General features: G+C 60.1%; 17 protein-coding genes and 1 riboswitch. Of the genes, 6 read left to right on the forward strand and 11 right to left on the reverse strand.

Annotation, left to right across the window (positions count from 1 at the left end; genetic code table 11):
- Positions 1-167 precede the first annotated feature (167 nt).
- The 3 genes from B5M42_RS13540 to lipA all read right to left on the reverse strand — a co-directional run bounded on the left by B5M42_RS13540 (position 168) and on the right by lipA (position 4529).
- On the reverse strand, positions 168-2699 hold the full coding sequence (locus B5M42_RS13540; protein WP_134750884.1) for a PAS domain S-box protein: 2532 nt from the start codon (positions 2697-2699) through the stop codon (positions 168-170).
- A 142-nt stretch (positions 2700-2841) separates the two neighbouring features.
- A complete protein-coding gene (locus B5M42_RS13545) occupies positions 2842-3609 on the reverse strand; it encodes a YutD family protein (protein ID WP_209280665.1) in 768 nt (255 codons plus the stop codon).
- A 35-nt stretch (positions 3610-3644) separates the two neighbouring features.
- Complete coding sequence (gene lipA, locus B5M42_RS13550) at positions 3645-4529, reverse strand: lipoyl synthase (protein ID WP_134750882.1); 885 nt, start codon at positions 4527-4529, stop codon at positions 3645-3647.
- 152 nt (positions 4530-4681) lie between these two features.
- Between lipA and larE the strand changes: the two genes are divergently transcribed.
- From larE to larC, 3 genes are read left to right on the forward strand one after another with little or no spacing between them, the layout of a single operon-like run.
- Positions 4682-5530 (forward strand): ATP-dependent sacrificial sulfur transferase LarE, encoded by an 849-nt coding sequence (gene larE / locus B5M42_RS13555; protein WP_134750880.1) that lies wholly within the window; start codon positions 4682-4684, stop codon positions 5528-5530.
- Positions 5527-6297: a nickel pincer cofactor biosynthesis protein LarB gene (gene larB, locus B5M42_RS13560; RefSeq protein ID WP_134750879.1), complete on the forward strand. Its 771-nt coding sequence runs from the start codon at positions 5527-5529 to the stop codon at positions 6295-6297. Before larE ends, larB begins: the two co-directional genes overlap by 4 nt.
- Before the next feature lie 8 nt (positions 6298-6305).
- Positions 6306-7544: a nickel pincer cofactor biosynthesis protein LarC gene (larC, locus tag B5M42_RS25355; protein ID WP_329959315.1), complete on the forward strand. Its 1239-nt coding sequence runs from the start codon at positions 6306-6308 to the stop codon at positions 7542-7544.
- A 129-nt stretch (positions 7545-7673) separates the two neighbouring features.
- Here larC and larC2 read toward each other — a convergent pair whose 3' ends face one another.
- Positions 7674-8171 (reverse strand): nickel pincer cofactor biosynthesis protein LarC2, encoded by a 498-nt coding sequence (gene larC2 / locus B5M42_RS13575; protein WP_134750875.1) that lies wholly within the window; start codon positions 8169-8171, stop codon positions 7674-7676.
- Positions 8172-8302: 131 nt separating this feature from the next.
- On the opposite strand from larC2, the gene B5M42_RS13580 reads away from it, so the two are divergent.
- Positions 8303-9340: a M23 family metallopeptidase gene (locus B5M42_RS13580; protein WP_134750873.1), complete on the forward strand. Its 1038-nt coding sequence runs from the start codon at positions 8303-8305 to the stop codon at positions 9338-9340.
- 20 nt (positions 9341-9360) lie between these two features.
- On the opposite strand, the gene yunB is transcribed toward B5M42_RS13580, so the two are convergent.
- Both yunB and B5M42_RS13590 read right to left on the reverse strand, forming a co-directional pair.
- A complete protein-coding gene (gene yunB / locus B5M42_RS13585; RefSeq protein WP_230632896.1) occupies positions 9361-10224 on the reverse strand; it encodes a sporulation protein YunB in 864 nt (287 codons plus the stop codon).
- A gap of 84 nt (positions 10225-10308) precedes the next feature.
- Positions 10309-10944, reverse strand: a complete 636-nt coding sequence (locus tag B5M42_RS13590) for a TetR/AcrR family transcriptional regulator (protein WP_134750871.1) — start codon at positions 10942-10944, stop codon at positions 10309-10311.
- A gap of 116 nt (positions 10945-11060) precedes the next feature.
- Between B5M42_RS13590 and B5M42_RS13595 the strand changes: the two genes are divergently transcribed.
- Both B5M42_RS13595 and B5M42_RS13600 read left to right on the forward strand, forming a co-directional pair.
- Positions 11061-12581, forward strand: a complete 1521-nt coding sequence (locus B5M42_RS13595; RefSeq protein WP_134750869.1) for a sensor domain-containing diguanylate cyclase — start codon at positions 11061-11063, stop codon at positions 12579-12581.
- Between the two features lie 107 nt (positions 12582-12688).
- On the forward strand, positions 12689-14242 hold the full coding sequence (locus tag B5M42_RS13600) for a sensor domain-containing diguanylate cyclase (RefSeq protein ID WP_134750867.1): 1554 nt from the start codon (positions 12689-12691) through the stop codon (positions 14240-14242).
- Positions 14243-14449: 207 nt separating this feature from the next.
- Here B5M42_RS13600 and B5M42_RS13605 read toward each other — a convergent pair whose 3' ends face one another.
- From B5M42_RS13605 to B5M42_RS13625, 5 genes are all read right to left on the reverse strand, one after another.
- Entirely contained in the window at positions 14450-15157 is a 708-nt protein-coding gene (locus B5M42_RS13605) for an ECF transporter S component (RefSeq protein ID WP_134750865.1), read from the reverse strand.
- Entirely contained in the window at positions 15130-17049 is a 1920-nt protein-coding gene (locus B5M42_RS13610) for an ABC transporter ATP-binding protein (RefSeq protein WP_167689702.1), read from the reverse strand. The genes B5M42_RS13605 and B5M42_RS13610 overlap by 28 nt, the downstream gene beginning before the upstream one ends.
- Positions 17031-17909: an energy-coupling factor transporter transmembrane component T gene (locus B5M42_RS13615; RefSeq protein WP_134750862.1), complete on the reverse strand. Its 879-nt coding sequence runs from the start codon at positions 17907-17909 to the stop codon at positions 17031-17033. Before B5M42_RS13615 ends, B5M42_RS13610 begins: the two co-directional genes overlap by 19 nt.
- Entirely contained in the window at positions 17906-18688 is a 783-nt protein-coding gene (locus B5M42_RS13620) for a DUF4430 domain-containing protein (RefSeq protein WP_134750860.1), read from the reverse strand. The genes B5M42_RS13615 and B5M42_RS13620 overlap by 4 nt, the downstream gene beginning before the upstream one ends.
- 84 nt (positions 18689-18772) lie before the next feature.
- Positions 18773-23266, reverse strand: a complete 4494-nt coding sequence (locus B5M42_RS13625; protein WP_134750858.1) for an S-layer homology domain-containing protein — start codon at positions 23264-23266, stop codon at positions 18773-18775.
- A gap of 177 nt (positions 23267-23443) precedes the next feature.
- Positions 23444-23639: riboswitch (cobalamin riboswitch) on the reverse strand.
- Between the last annotated feature and the right edge of the window lie 313 nt (positions 23640-23952).

Below are 23952 nucleotides of genomic sequence, written 5' to 3' on the forward strand. Positions count from 1 at the left end.
TCCAGTGAGCGGGTGTTTTTTGCGTGCAAGCAAACAAACAAAAGCCCGCCTGCTCCAGATGGAGCTGACGAGCTTCTTGTGAATGGCCTGCGGCGCGAAAGGTTGGCGGCACATAGCCCTTGTTGGGGTGCCATGTTGTGCTGCCTGACTGCCACGCCCGCCGCACCTCAACCGCTGGCCGGCAACTGAATGTCAAACGTCGTCCCGTGGCCCATTTCGCTGCTGATGCCGATTTTGCCGCCGTGATGCTCGACGATTTTGAAGCTGACCATCAGTCCGAGTCCGGTGCCGTTCGCTTTCGTCGTGAAGAACGGTTCGCCGAGCCGCGGCAGACATTCCGCCGGAATCCCGCCGCCCTGATCGGTGATCAGCACGCACACCTTGCCGCCGGAGCGCCGCGGCTCGATGCAGATTTCGCCGCCGTGCGGCATCGCTTCAATCGCATTTTTGATCATGTTGATGAACACTTGCTTGAGCTGATTTTCGTCCCCTTGGACAATCATCGGCTCTGCAGTCGATTTCATAACCAGTTGGACTCCGCTCAGCAGCGCTTGCGCCTCCAGCAGCGTGATCACGTGCCGCAGCGCCTGCGCCAGATCGAGATGACGAATTGCCGATCCCTGATCGGGCTTGGCCAGCATCAGCAGCTCGCTGACAATCAGCTCGATCCGGTCGATTTCACCGACCATAATGGCAAAATGCTCCTCTTTGCCGCTGCTCACCGGCTGAATGACCTTGAGAAATCCTTTAAGCGACGTCAGCGGATTGCGGATTTCATGGGCAATGCCTGCCGCCAGCTGGCCGGCCACGTTCAGCCGTTCCGACGCCTGCAGCCGCTCTTGGGCGATCTTGCGTTCCGTTACGTCGCGCACGATCATGTACACGGCTGGCTTGTTCTGGTAGACGGTTGCGAGCGATTTGACCTCGACATCGATCACCCGTCCATCCAGCCGCACAAAGCGCTGCTCCAGCGGTTCCTGCGGTTGGCCCGCCGCAACCGGAGCCTGCTGCTTCCAATCGCCGGCCAAGTCGCCGCCCGGCATAAACGTCCGCGAATGCCCCATCACCTGCTCCTTGCTGAACCCGCCGAACAGCTTGACCGCTGTGTCGTTCACATACAGCCATTCGCCTTCCGAGCTGATGATGACCGCATCCGGCGAATGCTCCACCAGTTGGCGGTAACGCTCTTCCTGCTCCTTCAGCTCGTCCACCGCCATCTTGCGCTCGGTAATATCGCGGGCGATGCCAAGCACCTTCTCCAGCCGCCCTTCCTCGTCGCGAATGATCTTCACCATCGATTCCATCCAGACATAGCTGCCGTTCTTGTGCTGCATGCGGAGCGTAAACATGTCCACGTCGGCATGGTGCAGCAGCTGCGAATCGAGCACCGATGAAATATCGTCGCGGTGAAGCAGGGCAAAGCTGTGCTGGCCGATCAGCTCCTCCGGCTTGTAGCCGAGCAGCCGATCCACCGACGGACTGACATAACCGAAAAAACCGTCCGGCGTCGTATACGTAATCAGATCCTGCGCATGGCTGGCGACCAGCGCCGACATCTCCTCGCTGAGCCGCAGCTTTTCCTCGCGATGCCGCTGCAGCGTCATATCGCGAAATACGCTGATCGTCTCCAGATGCTCGCCCGACAGCTCATGCCGGATGATTTTGCTCGCGACCTCGATCCACACCGCTTGTCCATCCTTACGGACAAGCCGGTAGCTGTACACGCCGCGATCCGCCGGTGCGTCCAGCTGCTGCCAGCGCGTGCGCAGCGGGCCCGCGTCGTCTTCATGCACGAACAGGTAGCCGGATTGCCCGATCAGCTCCTCCGGCTCATAGCCGAGCAGCGTCCGCGAGGCCGGCGATACATACAGCAGCTCCCCGTCAGGAGCAATCCGGCAAATCATATCCACCGAATGCTCGGCTAACAGGCGATACCGCTCCTCGCTCTCCTTCAGCGCTGCGCTTTGCTTGGGCGAATCGCTGCGCCGCTTGGCGATCCCGTACACGACTGGCTCCCGCTCGTCCATGACAACAGCTGTATGCACGACGCTGACGCCGATCGTATGCCCGCTCTTGTGGCGAAATTCCAGCTCGTACGATTGCGGGAAGCCCTTGCTCGCCTTGTCGAACGAGCGGCCGACGCGTTCCAGATCGCTGCTGTCCAGCAACGTATTGAGCTGAACCAGCTCATTCGGCTCGTAGCCGGTCAGCTGCTCGCAGGCATGATTCAGAACCAGCATCGAGCCGTTCTGCCACAGCGCGTAGATCATATCAGGGTCATGCTCAAACAAGTTGCGGTAACGCAGCTCGCTTTCCTTCAAAGCCAGCTCGTTCAGCTTGCGCTCATGAATATTTTTGACATACACCAGCAAATAGGGCGATTCCGCTCGGCGCTCCTTGTGCATCGCCACATCCACGCTGACCCAGAGAGCTTGCCCGTTTTTACGGATCAGACGCTTCTCCAACTCGTAACGCTCCAGCTTCCGCGCCATGAGCTGATCGAGCACCACCGCTTCCCGATACAGATCCTCCGGCTCGGTCATGTCGACAAACGACATCGCCAGCAGCTCATCTTCCATGTACCCCGACAGTTCGCTAAACGCTTCATTTACAAAAAACCAGCGCCCGTTCAAATCCGCCATGCCGATGCCAATCGGCGCATGAGCGAAGGCGCTTTTCATCCATTGCTGCTTTCGCATACCCGTACTCCCCGATATCTTCACAATTCAGTTTTTGCCTGTTAATTCCAGCATAAGACTAATCTTATATTTTATCAATAAATGTTGCAAAAAAAGTAAAAACCTCAGAAGGTGCGTTCCCTTCTGAGGCTGGAGCGGGCGTTTACCCGGACGTTGGCGCGCCGCTGCCCGACTCTGGCCGCGCAGACGAATGCGGATTGTGCTTGTTCCCCTGATTGGCCGGCTGGTTCTGACCCTGATTCTGACCTTGATTGTGGTTCTGGCCTTGCTGCTGGTTATGGCCCTGATGCTGCTGGCTGTTGCGCCCGTGATGCTGGCCGCGGCCCTGATGCTGGCGCCGGCCTTGCCCCTGCTGGTTGTGACCCTGCCGGGGAGCCTCGTCCTGCTGCTCCTGCTTGCCGGTCTGCTCCTGCTTGGGCTCCTGCTGCTTGTGGTCCTGCCTATGGTCCTGCTTGTGGCCGTGCTCCTGCCGGGCGGGCTGCTCCGGTCTGGGCTCGCGTTCGCGCTTGTGCTCGTGCCGGGGCCTCGGCGCATGGCTGTGAACCCGGGCGCTTGGCTGCGGCTGCTGGGCCGCTCCCTCCTCTTGACCTGCGCCCTGCTCACCGGACGGGCTCGGGCTTGCGCCCGCTGGTGCCTTATTGGCGACTTTTTCGACGATAAAATATGCGCAGCCGAAGTTGCAATATTCATTAAGGTAGTCCTGCAACGACGCGATCGAGCTTTCCTTGGTCGCCTTCGAATTGGTTTCCTTGAAAAAACCGCGCAGCCGCAGCTGGTTATAACCCCAGTCCCCAACGATGTAATCGTAGCGTTCCAGCACCTCGCTGTAGCGGTCGCGGAACACCTCGTAGTTCCAGGCGTTTTTGTGCTCGTTGATCAGCTCGTATGTTTTGTTCCCGATATGAATCATCCGTGACGTCTCCCCTTCCCAAAAGCGGCGAAGCCCTACGCCTTCGTAGCCGCCTGCACCTGTTCATGCGCATGATAGGAGCTCCGCACCAGGGGACCCGACTCCACGTGCTTGAACCCGCGTTTCATGCCTTCTTCCTTGAGCAGCGCGAACTGCTCCGGCGTGTAATACCGCTCGACGGACAAATGCGTCTTCGTCGGCTGCAAGTACTGGCCGATGGTCATAATATCGCAGCCGACAGCGCGCAGGTCGTCCATCGTCTGCAGCACCTCCGCCCACTCTTCCCCGACGCCCAGCATGATGCTTGACTTCGTCGGAATATTCGGAGCCATGCGCTTGGAGCGCTCCAGCAGCTCCAGCGAGCGGCGATATTTGGCTTTGGACCGCACGCGGTCGGACAACCGCTCCACCGTCTCCATATTGTGGTTCAAAATATCGGGCTTCGCCTCCAGCACCGTCGCCAGCGACGCCTCGCGCCCCAGAAAATCGGGAATCAGCACCTCAACGCTGCAAAGCGGCAGCCGCGCGCGAATTTGCTTGATCGATTCGGCAAAAATCGACGCTCCCCCGTCGGCCAGATCGTCGCGGGCTACCGACGTGACCACGCAATGGCGCAGCCCCATCTGCTCGGCGGCTTCCGCCACCCGCTGCGGCTCCTGCAGATCCAGCTCGGTCGGCAGGCCGGTCTTGACCGCGCAAAAGCGGCAGGCTCGCGTACAAATATCGCCCAATATCATAAAAGTCGCCGTCCGGTTCGCCCAGCATTCGTGGATGTTTGGACATTTGGCTTCCTCGCAAACGGTATGCAGCGTCTTCGAACGCATCATCGATTTGATTTCTTTAAAATTGTCGTCGCCGGCGTTCAGCTTGATTTTCAGCCATTCCGGCTTTCTCTCTATCGGTTTTGCAGGCATCGGCATGTACCGCCTTTTCATGGTTTCCTCGCTGTTGCTATTATAACATGAATGAAAGACAAAACAATCCACTTTGCCCGGCAGATATGGTACACTGAACAGGATGGGGTTTTGGGCGCTCCGGCCTGTAACCGGACGCTGCAAGGGAGGCCAAACGCATGAATATTCAAGAAGCAACACGCGAAAAAGACCGCCGGCTCGGCGCTATTCTGCGGGAGATGGGCCGCGTCCTGATCGCTTTCTCGGGCGGAGTGGACAGCACCTTCGTGCTGAAGCGCGCCCAGCAGGAGCTTGGCGACCAGGTGCTCGCTGTCACCGCGGCGTCGGAAACGTTTCCGAGCAGAGAATTTGACGCTGCCGTACAGCTGGCGCAAGAGCTCGGGGTGCAGCTCCACCGCACCGAGGTCAAGGAACTGGACAACGCGAATTTTGTCGCGAACAATCCCGATCGATGCTACCACTGCAAGACGGGCCTTTATTCGCATCTGCAGCAGCTAGCCAAGGAGCTTGGCTATCCTTATATTCTTGACGGCTCGAATGTCGACGACCTCGGCGATTACCGTCCCGGCCTGCAGGCCAAAAACGAGCAAGGCGTGCGCAGCGCGCTGCAGGAAGCGGGGCTGACCAAGGAGGAAATCCGCCAGCTGTCCAAAGAGCTCGGACTGCCTACGTGGAACAAGCCCAGCTTTGCCTGCCTCTCTTCGCGGATTCCTTACGGAACGCGGATCGAGAAATGGAAAATCGACCAGCTGGACGAGGGGGAAGCGTTCCTCGCGGCTCTCGGTCTCTATCAGGTGCGCGTGCGCCATCACGACAACATCGCCCGCATCGAAGTGATGCCGGAGGAAATCGGCAAGGTGCTTGAGCACCGCGACGCGATTCACGCGAAGTTTACGAAGCTTGGCTTCACGTATGTTACGCTTGATTTGCAAGGCTACCGCACCGGCAGCATGAACGAGGTGCTGTCTGAAGCAACGAAAGAAAAGGTGAAAGAAGCGTCCCTATGATGGATTTGGAAAAAATACTCAAGCTCGTGCGGACGGGCGATCTTGACGTCGAAGAAGCCAAGCAGCAAATTACGCGTGATCTGGGCTCGCCCGGCACAGCCGACCTCGGCTTCGCCCAACTGGATTTGGAGCGCGAGAAGCGCACCGGCTTTCCCGAAGTGATTTTCGGAGAAGGCAAAAGCACAGAGCAGCTTATTGCGATTTTTCGCAGGCTGACGGAAAGCATCGACCGCGTGCTGGCCACGCGCATCGATCCGGACAAAGCCGCTGCCGTCTGCGCAGCCGTGGAAGGCGTAAGCTACCATGAAGCCGCGCGGGCGCTGACCTGGTTCAAACGCCCGATTCTCAAAGTACACGAAGGCTACATCGCCGTTGTCTGCGCCGGCACGTCCGACCTGCCGGTGGCCGAAGAAGCCGCGCTGACCGCGGAATGCTTCGGCAGCCACGTCGAACGCGTATACGACGTCGGCGTAGCCGGCATTCACCGACTGTTCCGCCGGCTGGATCTGATCCGCGACGCCAATGCGATTGTCGTCGTCGCGGGCATGGAGGGCGCGCTGGCCAGCGTGGTCGGCGGTCTCGTATCCAAGCCGATTGTTGCCGTGCCGACGAGCATCGGCTACGGTGCGAACCTTGCCGGCATTTCCGCGCTGCTGTCGATGCTGAACGCCTGCTCGCCGGGCATCGCCGTCGTCAACATCGACAACGGCTTCGGCGCCGGGTATTACGCCGGACTGATCAACAAAAACCTTTCGAAAAGAGCGTGAATTCCGCAGTGCGCATACTTTATCTGGACTGCTTCTCCGGGATCAGCGGCGACATGACCGTCGCTGCGCTTGTCGATGCCGGAGCCGATCGCGATTATATTGAAGATGAGCTGGCAAAAATTAAGCTCGAGCCATACACGCTGGAATGGAAGCGCGTCGTCAAGCGCGGCATTTCCGCGCTCAAGTTCGACGTGCTGCTCGATCCCGAGCAGCCTCCGCGCCATCACCGCCATTACGCCGACATTATTCGCATCCTCAGCCAAGCGGGCTTTAACGAGCGGGTAACGGCGCTGAGTCTGGCGATTTTCGCCAAAATCGGCGCAGCCGAGGCAAAAATTCATGACATTCCGCTCGACCGTGTTCATTTCCACGAGGTTGGCGCGATCGATTCGATCGTCGACGCCGTAGCGGTGGCGCTGGCGATCGATTCGTTGCAGATCGAACGCATCTACGCGTCGCCGGTGCCGCTGGGCTCCGGGACGATTCATATCGACCACGGCATCTACCCCGTTCCCGCTCCGGCAACGCTGGAAATGCTGCGGGGCATGCCGATTGCATCGACCAACTATAGTCTGGAGCTGACTACTCCTACAGGAGCGGGCATCATCTCCGGCCTTGTCGACGAGTTTGCCAAAAGCTTCCCGTCTATGGTCGTCGAATCCATCGGCTACGGAGCGGGAACGCGCGAGCTGCCCAACCAGCCGAACGTGCTGCGCGTTGTCGTTGGCAAAACCGATCCCTACATCGGCAAATGGCAGGTTACACATGAGCATTTGGCCGTTGACGGGCATGTACACAGCCATGAAGACCATCACCATCACCACGACGGCGGGCATAGCCATCACGGACATGACCACCACCAGCACCACGACGGCGGACACAGCCATCACGGACATGACCACCACCAGCACCACGACGGCGGAAATAGCCATCATGGACAAGAGCACCACCAGCACCACGACGGCGGACACAGCCATCACGGACATGACCACCACCAGCACCACGACGGCGGACATAGCCATCATGGACATGACCACCACCAGCACCACGACGGCGGACACAGTCATCACGGACATGACCACCAGCACCACGACGGCGGACATAGCCATCATGGACATGAGCACCAGCACCATGCCGACGGGGACGACTCCGATGTCTCGACAGCCGGCGCTTTACCGGCTCATGCCGCCGGACACGACGTTCACAAACTGTCCGATCACGACCATTGCGCCGAGCGCTTGTCCTAACAAAAAACGCCTTTCCGGCTTGCTGCCGGGAGGGCGTTTTGTTGTGTTTGTATATCGAAGGCAGCTCTTGGCTCGGCCTGCTTGCTTCCAGCCTCGCCTGCCCGCTTGCGCGCCGGCATCCCCGAGCCGCTAAGCTTGCTGTCCGTCGGGATCCGCGCCACGCTTGCCGGCAAAGTGGCCCCGAACCTCGTCGTACACGACTTTCAGCGGCACGCCGTGCTCGCGGGCAACGCGCTCGCATTCCTTGAATTCCGGCGCAAACTGCACCAGCCGGCCGCGATGATAGCCAACCTTAACCGTCATCGGCCCCCAGCGGGTTGGCACCGTCTCGAACTCACGGGCCAGCCGGTGACAGGACGCCTGCAAATACCGGATGCCCAGCGTCGTCGTTTCGGCAAAGATAACCGCTTCAGCCTCTGCCAGACGCTGCTCGTCCAGCAGCACGTTCAACATGATGCCGGGCCGGCCTTTTTTCATAATAATCGGCACCCAGAAGACATCGTTCGCTCCCGCTTCAAATAGCCTGTCCGTAATGTAGGACGTCAGCTCGGGGTTCATGTCGTCCAGGTTGGCCTGCACAAGCAGCATGCCGTCGTCGACGTGCTCTTCCCGATGATCAAAGCCCATTCTCCTCACCTCTCCTCCCGATCATAGCAAAAAAACGCCGCCAACAAAACCGCAGCGACTGCCGGGATCAAGGATAAAATACAGCGGGACGCGCATCCTAAGAACTAACAAAACAGGGAGGTTGGTTGGAGATGAACCGCAAACGATTCTGGACCCGGGTGGTGGGGCTCAGTCTGCTGCTGAACCTCGATGCGCCCGATCTGCCAGCGAACGCAGCGAACGTTCTGGCGCATTCGCCAACGGCTGCGAGTCAAACCCCGACGGCGGCGGCAGGCGCGCGCAAGGAGCTGTTTGAGCACGTCAGCCTGTTAAGCGGCGTGCCTTGGACGTATTTGGCGGCCATCGACCAGTATGAGCGGAACCTGACGGCAGTCCGCAAGCGCCCGGCGTCCCCGGGGCTCGTGGGCATTTATTTTGCCGAGGCCGATTGGACCGGCTTGCTGAATCCGGATGCGCACGATACGAATCCGCAGTCGATTGCCCTGTTTAACGGCTTTGGCCGCGACGGCTCCGGCGACGGAATCGCCGACCGCAGCAACGATCTCGACGTATTGGCCGCGATGTCGGCGCTGGTGACCAAGCTGGGCACACGTCCCGAGGATGTGCGCATCAGCTTATGGAATTATTATCAAAACGCCCGCAGCGTCGAACGCATCGAGCAGTTTGCCCGCATTTACGACACGTTCGGCAAGCTCGATCTATATGAGCGCGCTTTTCCGTTGCCGCTTGGCGCCGACTACTCGTATCGCAGCACCTGGGGCGCAAGCCGCGGCTGGGGCGGCTATCGCATTCACGAGGGCACGGATCTATTCGCCCGCTCCGGGGTCACGGTCAAAAGCACCTGTTACGGCGTCATCGAAGAAAAAGGCTGGAATCCATACGGCGGCTGGCGCATCGGTATCCGCGACCTGAACAACGTCTACCACTACTATGCGCATCTGTCGGGCTTCCAGAAAGGGCTGCGCGAGGGCGACGTCGTCAAGCCCGGCCAGACGCTCGGCTGGGTCGGCAGCTCTGGCTACGGCAAGCCCGGCACGTCCGGCAAATTTCCCCCGCATCTGCATTTCGGGCTATACCGGGACAACGGGCTCGTCGACTGGCCCTTTGACCCGTACCCGCAGCTGCGCAAATGGGAGCGCGAGGAACGGGCTCGCGCCAAAACCAAATAGCCGCTCTCGACCACGAGCGGCTATTTGCCGTTGCCGGCCGCGGGCTTCCCCTCAGCCGGCGTGCCCCCGCTCGCGCCCGCGGGCAGCGAGCTTGCCGCTCCCGCTGCCGGCGTGCCGGGCAGCGGAGCAGACGCGCCGGGCGAATCGGCAGCGCCCGAGCGAGGCAGGACTGGTAGCGACAGTCCCGGCGGCACGGCGTCCTTCGTGCTGCCGACCGGGTTGCCCTTGTTGTCGAAGTAGTAGGTCGGCACGTCGCCTACTACCAGCGAATAGGAAACCGGAATTTCGGTTTCCACGACTTCGGTGTCCGAATCAAAAGGAATGATGACGGACACCTCGGCCACAATGCGCACGTACACTTCGACCAGAATCATATTGATTCCGGCATTCTCGTAGCGCGTGTTCAGATCGACCTTGACGGTGCCGACCGGCAGCAGCCGGACGGGAATCTCCGGGCCGAATGAAGCCAGAATCGCGCTGTTCATCGCCTGACCGAGCGGAATGTGCTCCGGCACGCTTTGCAGGCTGCCCAGCTCGCGCTGCACCGTCGTAATCGTATCCGACGTAATGCGCATATGCTCGGCGTAATTCAGCGTAAAGCCGGTAATTTTGCCGTTGTCGCCGGTCTTCCAATCGATCAAATGCTCGGCGTCCGTCTGCTTGGCGACATGCTCGGCAATCGCGCTGTTGATCGCTTGCGTGGCGATTTGCCGCACGCGCACCTTCGCCAGATTGAGCAGCGGCGGCCGCAGATTCCGATCGATGAAAATAAACGCCTGAACGGCGAACAAGACAACAATCAGCAGCGCGACGAGCAGCGCCTTGCGGCGGCTCGCCTTGCCCGTCGGCCGGCTTCTCCAACGCCGCTTGCGCAGCAGCGGCATCGCCCCCACTCCCCCCTTGGCTTGCTAAAGCGCCATTACCACCTTATGCGGGGCAAGCCGGAAAAAGACGAGCGGGGAGCTCCCCTAAGCTTCGTCCTGTCGGGCCTTGGGGGCAATCAGACTGCGGATGATCAGCTCGACATGATCGTCGATCACCAATTGCGGCTCCGGCCACAGAAACGGAGGGAAGCTGTTCAGCAAATGCACCAGACCGTGCAGCGACGCCCACACCGAGCGGCTCGCGCGCGTCACGTCGTCCATGCGCAGCACGCCGAGCTCCATCCCCTCGCGCAGATGCGATTCCAGCAGCTGCAAGCCGCGCATCCGGTCGCTGTCGCTCAAATCGATCAGCCGCCGGAACTGCTCCGGATTGTGAATGAAAATCAGCTTGTAATAGTCCGGATGCTCGCGGCCAAAGCGGATATAGGCGTGGAGCGTCGTGCGGAACTGCACCAGAAACGGCTCATTGGCATACGCCTGCGTATTGGCAAGCAGCGCATCGAGAAAAATGCCGTAGCCCCTTTTCAGCAAATGGAACAGCACGTCCTGTTTATCTTGAAAATAGTTATAGATCGTCGTCGGCGAATACTGAATATGCTGGGCGATTTTGCGCATGGAGACGCTCTCATATCCCTGGGTCAAAAAAAGCTCCAGCGCAACCTCGACAATTTGCTGGCGCACACTTTCTGATTCGTGCTTGCGCCGATAATGAATGCCCAATTGAAGTGCCTCCTGTTTTTTTTGCAAATTCCGACCCTTGTGTCGTGTTATTATGATAGCATGAGGTTATATAAACGAAAAGCCTTCCGCTATCTGTCTGAAAAGAGGTTGCAGCCATGATGAATATGTATGTGCTTTCATTGCTCTATTTGGCCCCGGCCGCCGGGATCCTGGCGCTGGCTGCGCTCGTGCTCAGCCGACATGCCCGCAATCCGCTGTACCGCACGACAGCGCTCGTTTTTGCGCTTAGCTCGTTGCTATTTTTCGGCACCTTTCTCGTCCATACCGCGCCTGTTGCGCACAGGTCGGCTTTGCAGGTGTACGGTATTTTTTCGATCATCCTGCTGCTGATTGCCGCCGTGGTTCATTTTTGGTATCTCTATGTCAAGGTTTATGAAAAAAAATACGCTCTCGGTTACAAGCTGGTATTCGCGCCTATCTTGCTCCAGCTGGTACTGCTGCCGATCAACGGCTTCACGATTAAAAATGTGGGGCTTGGCCCGGACGGTATCCCCGTCTACGAGGCAGGCCCCGGCATGTGGATGTTCTGGCTGGTCGTGGCCAGCGTCGTCGCTGTCATCGCTCGACTGTTCGTGCCGCTGTTTCGCGCCGAGCCGGGACCGGCCAAGGTATTCCTGACCGGCCTGATTCTCTCGACCGCCTGGGGCTTTCTCGTCGGTATGACGAGCACCATGTTCCATGCCGACCGCTTTCATCTGGACAAGCTGCAGCTGCACGGCTTGATTTTCCTCGTGCTGACGATCTACATCAACATGGTCAAGCACAATTACTTGCCGTCGTTTGAGCGCCGCTACAATATTTTGTTCGAGCGTTCACCGCTGGGCATTGTGATCGCCGACCGTCATGGCCAGATTCGCGAAGCCAGTCCTCTGGCGCTGCGCATTTTGCAGCTGCCCGCCCCCAACGTGTCGTTCCTCGATTGCGTGCCGCTCAAGGAGCGCAGCGAATGGCGACGCGACTATGAAGCTCGATTTGCCGACCGGCAGCCGATGAGCGGCAAGGAAATTGCCCTGAACTGCGCGGAAGGCGAAGTCAGGACCATCGCGCTGGACTCCGAATTTATGGTCGTTGGCGCAGAAACGCTGCAATTCATCATGGTCCGCGACGTTACGGAAATGAAGCTCAAGGAGCGCCAGGTGACGTATCTTGCTTACCATGACGGCTTGACCGGGCTGCATAACCGCGTCGCTTTCCAGCGCGAAGTCGACCGACTGCTCCAGCAGCAAAGCGGCTTTTCGCTCATTTTGCTCGATCTGAACAATTTCAAGACGATCAATGATACGTACGGTCACGACTGCGGCGATGCCACCCTGCGCTACGTTGCCCGGACGATGGTCAATTTGGCCGGCGACGTTGTATTTACGGCGCGGCTGGCCGGCGACGAATTCGTGGCGCTAACGGCCGGCGCGCAAGACGCCGTGCGCTTTATCCAGCAGCTGGGCCTGTCGCTCGGCGAGCCGATGCTGCTGGAAACCGGCCAACAGCTTACCGTGACGGCCAGCGTCGGCGCAAGCCGGTTCCCCGAAGACGGCAGAGCCGCCGACGAGCTGTTCAAAAAAGCCGACGAACGCATGTACCGAATGAAGAAGGACCGGGCCTCCTCCGCTTTCAATTAGCTGCCGGCGCTAGCAACCTGAATGGGAGGAGTTTCCCGACGTTATAGCGAAACGTAACTTGAGTGGGCGCCAAAGCCGATTCGCGCCAGCCCTCAGGAGGATGTCCCATGCTGATCTATCTGCTCTCTTTGCTGATCTACCTCACGCCGATTCTGGTTTTGTTATATATGTCCGCAGAAATTTATATCCGTAATAAGGAAGACCGGCTGCACAAAACAACAGCGCTGCTTTTTGTTGTCTTTTCGCTTATTCCCGTTTCCTGCTTTATCGTCGGGCTGCACCCGGAAGCCTACCGCGAACGGCTTGTGCTGCTGTTGACGTTTTTCCCGGCCACCCTGCTGCTCACGTTCGTGCTGCTGTTCGTCAAGGAGCTGGCTTTAAAATTTTCCGCAACGACCCGCTCCTGGTACTCTCTGTTAGCCTATGTCCCCGTTCCGTGCGGCATAGGGCTACTGTGCAAGCCGAGCTGGGTCTATCTTGAATTTTCGCATGGCGCCTATTTCACCCACTACTACCCGTCCAAGGGACTCGATATGCTGATTATCGGGCTGGCGCTGTATACGATGATCGTCTCGATTTTTATTTTTCGCCATTCGTTTCGCCAGAACCGGGCGAGTCTGCACAAGGCGCTCTACAGCAAGCAGTTTATTTTGATTTTGACCGGCATTCTGGCCAGCGCCAGCTGGGGCATTTTATTCGCTGTGGTCGCTTATTTCGATACGCCGCTGCGCAAGCTTGACATCCCGGACGCCGCCAATTTTGCGCTGCTGATTTTTGCCGGATTCATCCGCTATTCCATGACCCGCTATTCGTTTATGCCTTCGGTTGAAAATAAATACATGGTGCTGCACGAGCTGTCGCCGATGCCGGTGCTGCTGCTCGACCACGAGCTGACGATCAAGGAATCCAACCCGGCGGCCCGCCAAGCGTTTCAGGAAATCCGCTCCGAGCTGGACGGCTTGAACGTCCGGGAGCTGTTAAGCTGGGCCGATGCCGAGGAGCCGGAGCCGACCGGCCTGCTCGAAGGGGAATATTACGCGGAGACCGGGGAGCGCAGGACGTATTTCAAGGTCAGCAGCAAATATATCGATGCCGAGGAGCAAAATTTTCTGTACGTCATCTTGACCAACATTACCGACTACAAGGTAGCCGAAGAACAAATTACCTACATGGTCTACCACGATGCATTGACCGGGCTGTCCAACCGCCGCCATTTTCAGCAGCTGCTTCAGGAGGCCTGTCAGACCAGCAGGCGCACGCCAATTTCGGTGGCGCTGATCGATCTGGACGGCTTCAAGCAGGTCAACGATGCATGGGGGCATCACGCCGGCGACTACTTGCTGCAGCATACGGCGGAGCAGCTCAAGCGCATCGCGGCGACAGCGCTGTGCGTGGCACGGCTGGGCGGCGATGAATTTGCCATCGTGCTCAAGGACAGCACGGAGCAGGAGCTGACCGCGCTTGCGCGCAGTCTCATCGACGAGCTGCAGCAGCCGGTAGCGTTTGAGAACGGCTGGCTGCGCGTCTCGGCCAGCATTGGCATTTATACAGCCAGCGGAGAGCAAAGCGACGAGCTGCTGCTGCGCGAAGCCGATCGGCTGATGTATGCGGCCAAGCATAGCGGAAAAAATCAATACCGGTTTACATACAAAACCGGATAAACGAAAAGCCTCAGGCCGGAGAAACGGCGTGAGGCTTTTGTGTGGGAGGCGCGGCGGTGGGATAGCAAGCCGGGCAAAGAAGGCTTGGCGGGATGCGCCTGGACCTGGAAGCCGCCTGACGGCCAGAATCGCGTGCGAAGCGCAAGGTACGTCCAGCGCTTGGCAGGATGCGCCACGGTGGTGCCAGCAGGCCCGGAACGCGATTTTTTAGCCCGGACGACTTGCTCCTGTGCTCAATAGTCCGTATTTCCGCTTGAAGCGCGCGAGAATATGCAGCCACGGCCGCGCAAACAACGCCAAAAAGAACACGTTCGACAGCGCGTGGGCCAGATCGAAGTAAAAGCTGGCTGCATAAATCGCAGCAACAGCAGACCAGTCATGCAGCGCGAGCAGGCCCGTTACGCTCCAGAAGTTCATGATCCAGCCGAACAGTAAGCCCCAGCCGAAGCCGAACAGCAGCAGCGCCCAACGGTGCGACGCCAGTCTGCCGCGAACATTCAGCAGCCCGGCCGACCAGCCGATCATCCCCCAAGCGAACATCTGCCACGGTGTCCACGGGCCTTGCCCCAGAAACATATTGGAAACCAGCGCCGCGACGGCTCCTATCAGAAAACCGCTCTCTGCACCAAACGCCAGCGCTGAAGCGATAATAACGAAGCTTGTAGGCTGGACACTTGGCAGCGGAGCGAAAGGCACGCGACTGATCGCGGCGATAGCCGCCAGCAGCGCCAGCAGCACCAGCTCGCGGGCCTGGATGCTGCGAAGCTCGAAGCGGATAAAAAACGGCAGCAGCGCAACGATCACCAGCGCAAAGCTGATCAGCATATACTGCTCGTCAAAAACAGTCGAGATCAGCCCCATGCCGACCAAAAACAACGCAACTGCGGCTACAAAGGCGATGCGATGCCTAGACATGCTTCCAGCACCTCCTTTTCAGCAACCGCATGCGGGAAATCATCGCGGACGAGCCGATTCAGCACCGTGGTGTAAAAAAAGTTTTCGCCGAAAAAAACCGACGGCGTTCCCTCCGACGTAATCGCGCCGTCGAACAGCATCGCGCATTTGTGCACGTGAGCCGCGGCAAATTCGATATCGTGCGTCACGAGCACGATCGTCACGCCGTCAGCGTGCAAGCGCTGCAGCAGCAGGCCCCAGGCCGCCTTGATCTGCGGGTCGAGCCCCTTGGTCGGCTCGTCGAGCAGAAGCAGCTTCGGCCCGGCCAGCAGCACGCAAGCGAGCGCCGCTTTTTGCCGCTCGCCGCCGCTGAGGTCGTGCGGATGCCGGCCGAGCACGGGCGCCAGCTCCAGCAGCGCGACCAGCTCGCGAAGCCGCGCGTCCGGGTCGCTGAGCGTCGATCGCGCTGCGGCCTGACGCAGCTCCTCTTCGACGGTGTCCTCGACGAAGTAGGACAGCGGGTTTTGCGACAAATACCCCAGCTCGCGGTACAGCGTGTCTTTGCGGTATTTGCGCAGCTCGACGCCGCGGAGGGTTATACGGCCGCGGCTCGGTTTGCCGAGACCGGCAAGCAGGCGCAGCAGCGTCGATTTACCCGTGCCGTTGCCGCCGACGATCGCGAGAAAATCGCCCTCGGCGATGTCGAGATCGAGCTCGCGCAGCACCGGCCGCGCGCCTTTCTCGTAGTGAAAGGCGACATCACGGCAGCGGAGCAGCACGGGGCGGGCAGACGCGTCCGGAGGCGGCAGCGGCACGCTGGGCGCAGCGGCCGACCGGCACGCTGCCGGAGGCCCGGCCGGCGGAGCGCCAGGCTGGCCGCTTGCGGACGGCCGGGATGACGGCGCGCCCGGCTGGCCGGTTGCGGACGGCTCGGGCGACGGCGTGCCCGGCTGGCCGGTTGCGGACGGCTCGGGCGACGGCGTGACGGCCGCTGCACGACCTGACTGTTGTGCCGCGTGCTCCAGCCAGCCGCGCAGCCAATCGCGGCCTTCCTTGACGCTGAGCGGCGGCGTAGCTGCAGGCCAGCCCGCAGACGCAGGAGCGGCGGCAGCTGCGCCCGCACCTGCAGCGGGCAGCCGATCTTGCAGGGCAGCGTACAATCGGGCCGGCGACGGCAAATAAGCCGCATACGGCTCATTCAGCGCTGTCTGCACCTGTGCAATCACCGCACGCGGCGTCCCGTCGTAACGTATACGCCCGCATTCATCGAGCATAATCACTCGATCGGCGATCGGATACAGCTCCTCCAGCCGATGCTCGGTCACGATCACGGTCAAACCGAACTCCTCGTTCAGCCTGTGCAGCATATGCAAAAACTCCTTCGCCGCCACAGGGTCGAGCTGCGCCGTCGGCTCGTCGAGCAGCAGCACGCGCGGCCGCAGGAGCAGCACCGCAGCCAGACTGACCAGCTGCTTTTGTCCGCCTGACAGCGTGTGCGTCTTCCTGTCCAACCAGCTCTCCAGTCCGAAAAAATGCGTCAGTTCGGCAATTCGCCGGCGCATGACATCAGTGGACAGCCCCATATTTTCCAATCCGAACGCCAGCTCCTGCAGCACCAGCTCCATCACGATCTGATTATCCGGGTCCTGCTGAACCATACCGATTTCTCCGGCCAACGTCAATAGATCGTGGTCCTGTATAGGACGACCCTGATAACGGATGTCTCCGGCCCGTTCGCCAACCGGCTGCAGCTCGGTCTTGAGGTGGCGAAGCAGCGTCGTTTTCCCGCAGCCGGAAGGACCGCACAGCACGATAAATTCGCCTTGCCGCACGGCAAGCGTAATGTCGCGCAGCACCGGCTGCGGCTCCTCCGGGTAGGTGAAGCTTAATCGGTCTATTTCAATAAACGCCATCTCAGCCACTCCCTCCCTTCCATGAACAACGGCAAAGCCACCAGACCGGCAAACGCCCCGTACTCCAGCCATTCCCAGCCCCTCAGCCACCATGCCTGCAGCGACGGATAAATTTCCAATACGCCGAATCCGTATACCCGGCCGACCAGACAGACCGCCAGCAGTAGCGCCACGGCTGCGACTGCCCGCCAGTCCCGCGCACGCATACCAAACCGCCGATACGTGCTGCGCGCTCCGGCTCCAAAGCCCCGCGCCTTCATCGCATCTGCTGTTTGCAGCGCCTCCTCCAGCGACCACGTCAACAGCACAAGCAGCAGCTTCATCCCCGCCGAAGCGCGCTGTCGCAGCGTACCGTATGCCAGTGAAATGCCCTTCGTCCGCTGCACATCGGCAATCATCCGCAAACGCTCATCGAGCAGCGGCACGAATCGCATCGTCATCAGCGTCATCAGCGCACCCTTCGGCCAAAGCGCAGCAAACAGATACAAAAACCGGTCCGATGTCAGGATCTGCCGGTATGACTGAAACGCAAACAGCATGCAGAGCGTCGACAACGCAATCGTCAATCCGTAGCAAACCGATTCCAGCGTAATGGGCTGCTCCCACAAATAAAACCAAATATGCTCTCCCCGATGGGAAAACAGTGGATTAAGCACAAACAATGCGATGCCAACCGTCATAAAAATCACAAACGTCCGCCCCATCCGCTCTCCCGCGCGAATCGTCACGTTCCATAAACCGAGCAGGACCAGCGCCGTCAGCAAAAAGACCGGATGCAGCAGCAGCATAGCCAGCAGCATGACCGCTGCGTAATACATAAAAACCGGCAGCGGATGCAGCGTACGAAACCCGGCGATCATTTCGCCGGGTTCCCCGCTTGGTCGTTACTGCCGGCCGCATCTTCCTTGCCGACATCCTTGCCCATGTCGAGCGTGTACAACCATTCCACGCTGTCGCCTTTTTTCAGCGGATACGCCCCGGCGCTTACGTTGGGAAAATCGCCGTTGACGCGGTAGAGCCAGCCGCTTTTGCCGCCCTTGTCGAATTCGTACAAATTGGCGATTCCCTCCACGTAGACCGCTTGTCCGCTGCCGCGCGTCTCCATCTGGATGCGCGCTTCCTTCGTCACCCGGCGCAGCACGTCGATGACGGTGTCGTTATCCTGCAGTGGAGCGCTTACCGCTGCGAGAATCGTTCCCTTGTCGCGGTCGCCGACAATGCTGATGCGCACCGTCGCCTTGGCCGCGGCTGCGGGAGGCCCAGCCGCTCCGAGACGCGGCGGCTGCGTTGCGCCCGAGGCCGGCGGAGTCGCCGCGGCCGCGGAGCCCCCCGGCGCTGGGCCGGCGGCCTGCGCCGAAGCCTCCGGCGCCGCGGCCATATCGACCGGCGCCGTTGTCGTCGCCGGCGAGCCGACCGCCGGCGAAGCCGTTGCCGCAGCCGCCGTGTCGGACGGCTGCGCGCTCTCCCCCTTCGGCCCGGCGTCCGAAGGGGCTGCTCCGTCCAGCGGCGTTGCGCTGGACGTGGCTGGCGGCGGCGAAAGCGTCGCCGCCGTGTCGGCTGGCGCGCCGTTGCAGCCGGCGAGCGCCAGCGCGAGGGCAGCGGTCAGAATGACGCTGCCAAAAATGTTGAATCGTGCCACAGGGATTCCTCCTTGATAAATGCCGCGAAGAGCCCCTCCGGGGGCCCTTCGCCATAAAACGTATAATTGCTCTAGCCTGACAGCCTAGCGCTGCTGCTTCTCGTAAGCCCGCACCACGACAGCCGCGGCCATTTCCCGCGTTACGGAAGCGCGCGGCAGGAAGCGTCCCTGCTCGTCCCCTTCCATATAACCGCCGGCGTACACGGCACCAATCGCCGATACGGCATCCGGCAGCGCCTCGCTCAAATCGCGAAACGGCGGCTCACCCGTCGGAGCCGGCGTCGTCAGCGCAAAAGTGCGGGAAAGCACCAGCGCCATTTCCTGACGCGAGACTGCCCGGTTCGGAGCAAATGTGCCGTCGCCAAGACCGTCTACCAGGCCCAGCGTCCGAGCTTTTTCGATATATCCAAAATACCAGCTATCGGCCGGAACATCAATAAATGTTTGCACGGCTCCGGCAGCCGACGGCGCTTCGCCTTCCAGACGGAGCATCATCGCAACGAATTGCGCGCGCGTTAACGTTGCCTGCGGTGCGAATTTGCGTCCCTCCATACCCTGCATCAGTCCAAAGATCGTCGCCTTGCGCACATAATCGGTTGCCCATGATGAAATGTCCCCGCCGTCAGCATAGCCGGCATACGTTGCTTCCGGCACCGTCTGGCCGGTCAGCTTGGCGTATTGGGCCAGCGCCAGCAGCGCCTGCTCGGTGGAAATCCCCCCCGACGGCTGACCGATGGCGTGCGCAAACCCGCCGTCCGCCTGCTGATAGCCCAGCAGCGTCTTCACCACATTCGCCCCGTTCTTCACAAAACGGGCGTCGCCTGCGGCGTCCAGCTTCAGCGCCGTCAGCGCCAGCAGCACCTGCGCCGCGCTTTCGCTGTTCGCTTCGCCGCCAAGGGCAAACCCGCCGTCCGCCTGCTGCTGCGCCGACAGCCAGCCGAGCGCCCGCCCGGTTGCCGCTTCCACACCGCTGCGCTCTTGATACGGCGCGAGCGCCGCCAGCGCCATCGCCGTCAAGTCGACGTTCGAGCCGTCGCCCGGAGCCAGCGGCCAGCCGCCGTCGCTGTTTTGCTGCGCCAGTAGCCAATCCAGCAGCTTCGCCTCCGTCCAGACGCTATCGCCCGGAATCGCGTAACGGCTGTTCGCTGCCGCCAGCAACGCAAAAATCGGCCCGTTCGTCCCTTGAATCGTCATCCGCTCGTTATTGAAAATCGCCTTGAATAAATCGTACCCGGCTACATCCTTCGGATCACCGCCGGCGGCTTGCACGCCTATGGCCAGCCGCTCGTAATCGGTAACGTTGCGTAGCGCCCCCGACTTGTCTTGCAGCAGCTTTTCCACGCCGCTCAAGTAAGAGTCAGGCACCTTGCGGCCAGCAGCCGCCAGACCGTACGCTTCCCAGTCGCTCAACGACTCGTGCCCCGACACGTAATCGGCGGCAGCTTGCACAGCGGAAGCCACGTCGACGGGTTGCGTTTTGACCGTCGGTTCCAGCTTCGTTTTATCAATAACGGCAAATTTCGTAAAATGATTCACCATCCCGGTAAATACGCCTGTCTGCGCATCCAGCACCGCCGGAATCGGAATCCATTGTCCTGTCGTTTCATCCAGCCACACCAGCGCCAGCTGCTCCGGCTTGTCCGTATCGACCGGCGCTTTGATCGCCAGATAGACCGGCTTGTCGAAGGTCGTGCCGCTCGGACCAAATTCAAAGACGGAAGAAACGAGCTCGCTGCGGCTGGCGTCCGGCTTCAGCTTTTGCACAGAGATCGTACGGCTTGCACCCAGCGCATTGCCCGGAATACTCAGCTTGATCTCTTCGCTTGCGTCGCCAAGCGTTGCGCCGGCAGCCGCATCAACCGCGGCGTTCAGTTCTACCGCATTGGACGCGATCAGCTCCTTGAGCTTCTGCACCGCCGTTGCGTCCATTTTGGCGCCGGCATTTTGAATGATCAGCGACGACTCTTGGAGACTGGCCGGCTTGCGGTTGTCGTACGATATGCCTAACCCTTTTACCGCATCGTCAATCGGTTGAAGCGGCGTTTTGTTCTCCGTGATCAGTGACGACGCCCCGGGCGCGCCGCAGCCCGGCAGCTGTACCGCCTTCACATCGTCGCCGTTGTTCAACGTGTAGCGCCAAGCCAGCTTGTCGCCGTTATGCATCGTGTAGCTGCCTGCGCTTTGCGATGGGAATGTACAGTTGACCGCATACATCCAGCCGCTCTTCGGCCCGTTATCGAATTGATACAAGCCGTCAATGCCGCTGACATAAATATTGGCGCCCGAGCCCGACGCCTCCACCCGATCAGCGCCAAGCGCCTTGACCAGCAGCGAATAGGCTGTGTCACCGCTCGTATACTCCACGCTGCGCGGAGTCAGGATCTCCCCGCGGACGGCTCCGCCGTGTACGCTCACCGTCACCGCAGCCGTCTGCGGCTGCTGGCCGCTCGCTGCCGGCGCTATCGTGACGCTGGACAACGCCCGGGCGACGGTTGGAGCGTCATCGCTGCGATAGCCGGTCACTTCGACGGGATACGCTCCTGCCGGCAAACCGTCAAACACCGCTTGTCCGTCGGCATTCGTCACTTTGGTCACGCTGCCGATTTTCACAGAAACGCCTGCAGCTCCGGTTGCAATACCCTGCCAGTCCTGCTTCTTCACCTTGACGGCAAAGCTTTGGCCGGCCTTGGGCACAAGCGGTACAGTAGCGATGCTGCTGACCAATTGCGTATCCATACCGCTGTAATAGGCGACTACCTCGTCACCTTCGCGCACGCTGGTTTTGTTCCATGCATCCGTTGGCAGCCAGGCGCCGTCGCGCTTGAGCGCAAAGCCCCACCAGTTATAACCGGAAGGTGTCACCCCGTCGATGGCGTCAACGCTGAAAAACATTCCGTTCGTATACACAACGCTCGTTACCGTATTCGCAACGGCCTCAAACACGTTCGTGCCCCGTTCGGCCGCCGTTTCATGCAACGTCGATTGCGGGCCTTCCACCCGCACCTTGACGTTCGGCGGCAGCTTGCGGGTACCGCTGATGACGGTCGGGAAGCCGTCCACCAGCGCGCCGCTGACCCGAATCTCGCTATCCGCGACCGTCAGGCCCTCCGGAAATGCCGCAACGCCCGAAGCATCGGTCCACACCTTGCGATCGCCGATCTGCACGTATACCGCTGCAGTCACCGACTGGCCGCCGCTGAATTGCGTCACCTTTACGGTGAACGGCTCCTGATTTTTCGGCGCAGCCGGATTCAGCTCGATGCTGTCGAGCAGCGCCGAAGCGCCGTATGGGCCGTAGAAAATGGCGATTTCGTCACCAGGCGCAAGCGCGGTGTTTTTCCAGTCCCAATCGTCCGTCCACTGTCCGTTACGCTTGATATTAAAGCCCCAATAGTAGTAGGCGGGGCCATTGACGTACTTGGCCACATCGCCGATTTGCGTCACATCAAAAAACGGGCTTTCGCTCGTCGTCACGGCCAATCCGTTGCGCGCCGCTACCAGCTGCATCGCCTCAAGCGGCGTGCTAGCCAGCTCCGCGCCGGCAGCCATTGTTGCTCCCGGCTTCTCGATATGAACGGTCACCGCTGCTTTACCGCTCGTGTTCCCGCTTGCCAACGGCACCTCAAACGTGCCGCTTTGCCCGCCCGTCAGCGTATTGTAAGCAATCAACGCCAGCATCGCCTGATACGTCGAGAAGCCGTCGGACGCATTGCCGGTCTTGAAGGCGAAGCCTCCGTCGCCGTTCATATAACGCAGCAACGCGGCAACCGGATCGCCGCCGGTTTTGACGAAGCTGCCTTGGCGGCTGTCTTTTTGCTGCTTCGACAATCCCAGCACCATCATCGCCAGACTGTTGCTATTGCTGCGGTCGGCAGTCAAATCGCCATTGTCCAGCTCCTGTGCCGCCAGCCAGGATACCGCCTTGTTGACTGCTTGCGCAACGCCGCTGCGCTCTTTATAAGACGCCAGCGCCCACAAGGCCGCTCCTGTCAAATCAACGTCGGAGGCTTGACTGGACTCAAACAACGCCCAGCCGCCGTCGGTGCGCTGATGAGCCGTCAGCCAGTCGGCGAGCTTGTCTCCGTTCCACGGCGCGCTGCCGGGAATCGAATAGGAGCCGCTGCTCAGCGCAAGCAGCCCGTAAATGACCGCATTTGTGCCCTGTGCAGGCAAATCGCTGCGGCTGTAGATCGGCTCCAGCAAGCTGACGCCGCCGATCGCTGCCGGGTCGCCGCCAGCCGCCTTGACGCCAAGCGCCGTTTTGGCATACGCCGTCGGCATCGTTTGATTCGTATAAGCTGCCGCACGGGCGGAAGCTGCCGTCAAATAGCCGCTTTCCACCGTTCTGCCGGCCGACGCCAGCGTATACGCATACCAGTCGTCGGTAACCGGACCTTGACTAACGATCCAATCCGCAGCTTCGTCGATCACCTGCGGAAGCGTGACCGTTCTTGTCGGAGATGGACTATCGGCATAAACCGCAGGCGCAGCGGCCAGACCGACTGTCATTTGCGCCAGCACGAGCAGCCAGACCAGCAGCCTGCTCATGTGCATTTGGCGAGATCGCCATGTTTTCATTGAAATTCTCCTCCTCTTTCTATCCCACTTCAACCGCCGCAACACAAAAAGACATCCCGAAGGATGCCTTTCATTTGGGAAATACAGGAATGTACAAACCAGCAGCAAGCCGAACAGCTCCTGCTACAAGCGCAGACTGATCCGCTTACCCTTCACCCCCCTATCTCGCGTAGGTTCCATCGGCGAAAAAAACAGGCAGGTCTCCTGACTTGCGTCTCCACATCCCGCTGCGCCTTCCCGCTTTTCGCAAACCGAATCGCAGTGGCATCGTGCAGGGGACTCCTCGCTTACAGTGGCGCGACCGTACCGGAATTCCACCGGTTTCCCTCTTCGTCGGAGGCATAGCTCCGACACCTGTTTTTCCTATGAAATTAGTCAAATATCTTAGCGTATCATACCATGAATATGGGCAAGCGTCTATGAAAATTCGACAAATCCGGACGCGGACAACTCTATCTGCTCTTGCTGTAGCTTGTTGGCTCCGGGCCTTCCCACGCACGTGCTGCCCGTGAATAGAAACTCGATTTCGCCGAGCAGCTTTCCGGCTTGCTCGCGCTTCCTGAGCACACATCGCCCGCGAATAGAAACGCTCTCCGTTACGCTCATACGCAGTCTCGGCAGCAGCAAAAAGAGCCGCAGAATCGCCTCTGCAGCTCCTTGCTTGGCCTGGTCCACGCCTAGCGGAA

Source organism: Paenibacillus athensensis, from assembly GCF_004514475.2.
Taxonomy (GTDB): Bacteria; Bacillota; Bacilli; order Paenibacillales; family NBRC-103111; genus Paenibacillus_AL; species Paenibacillus_AL athensensis.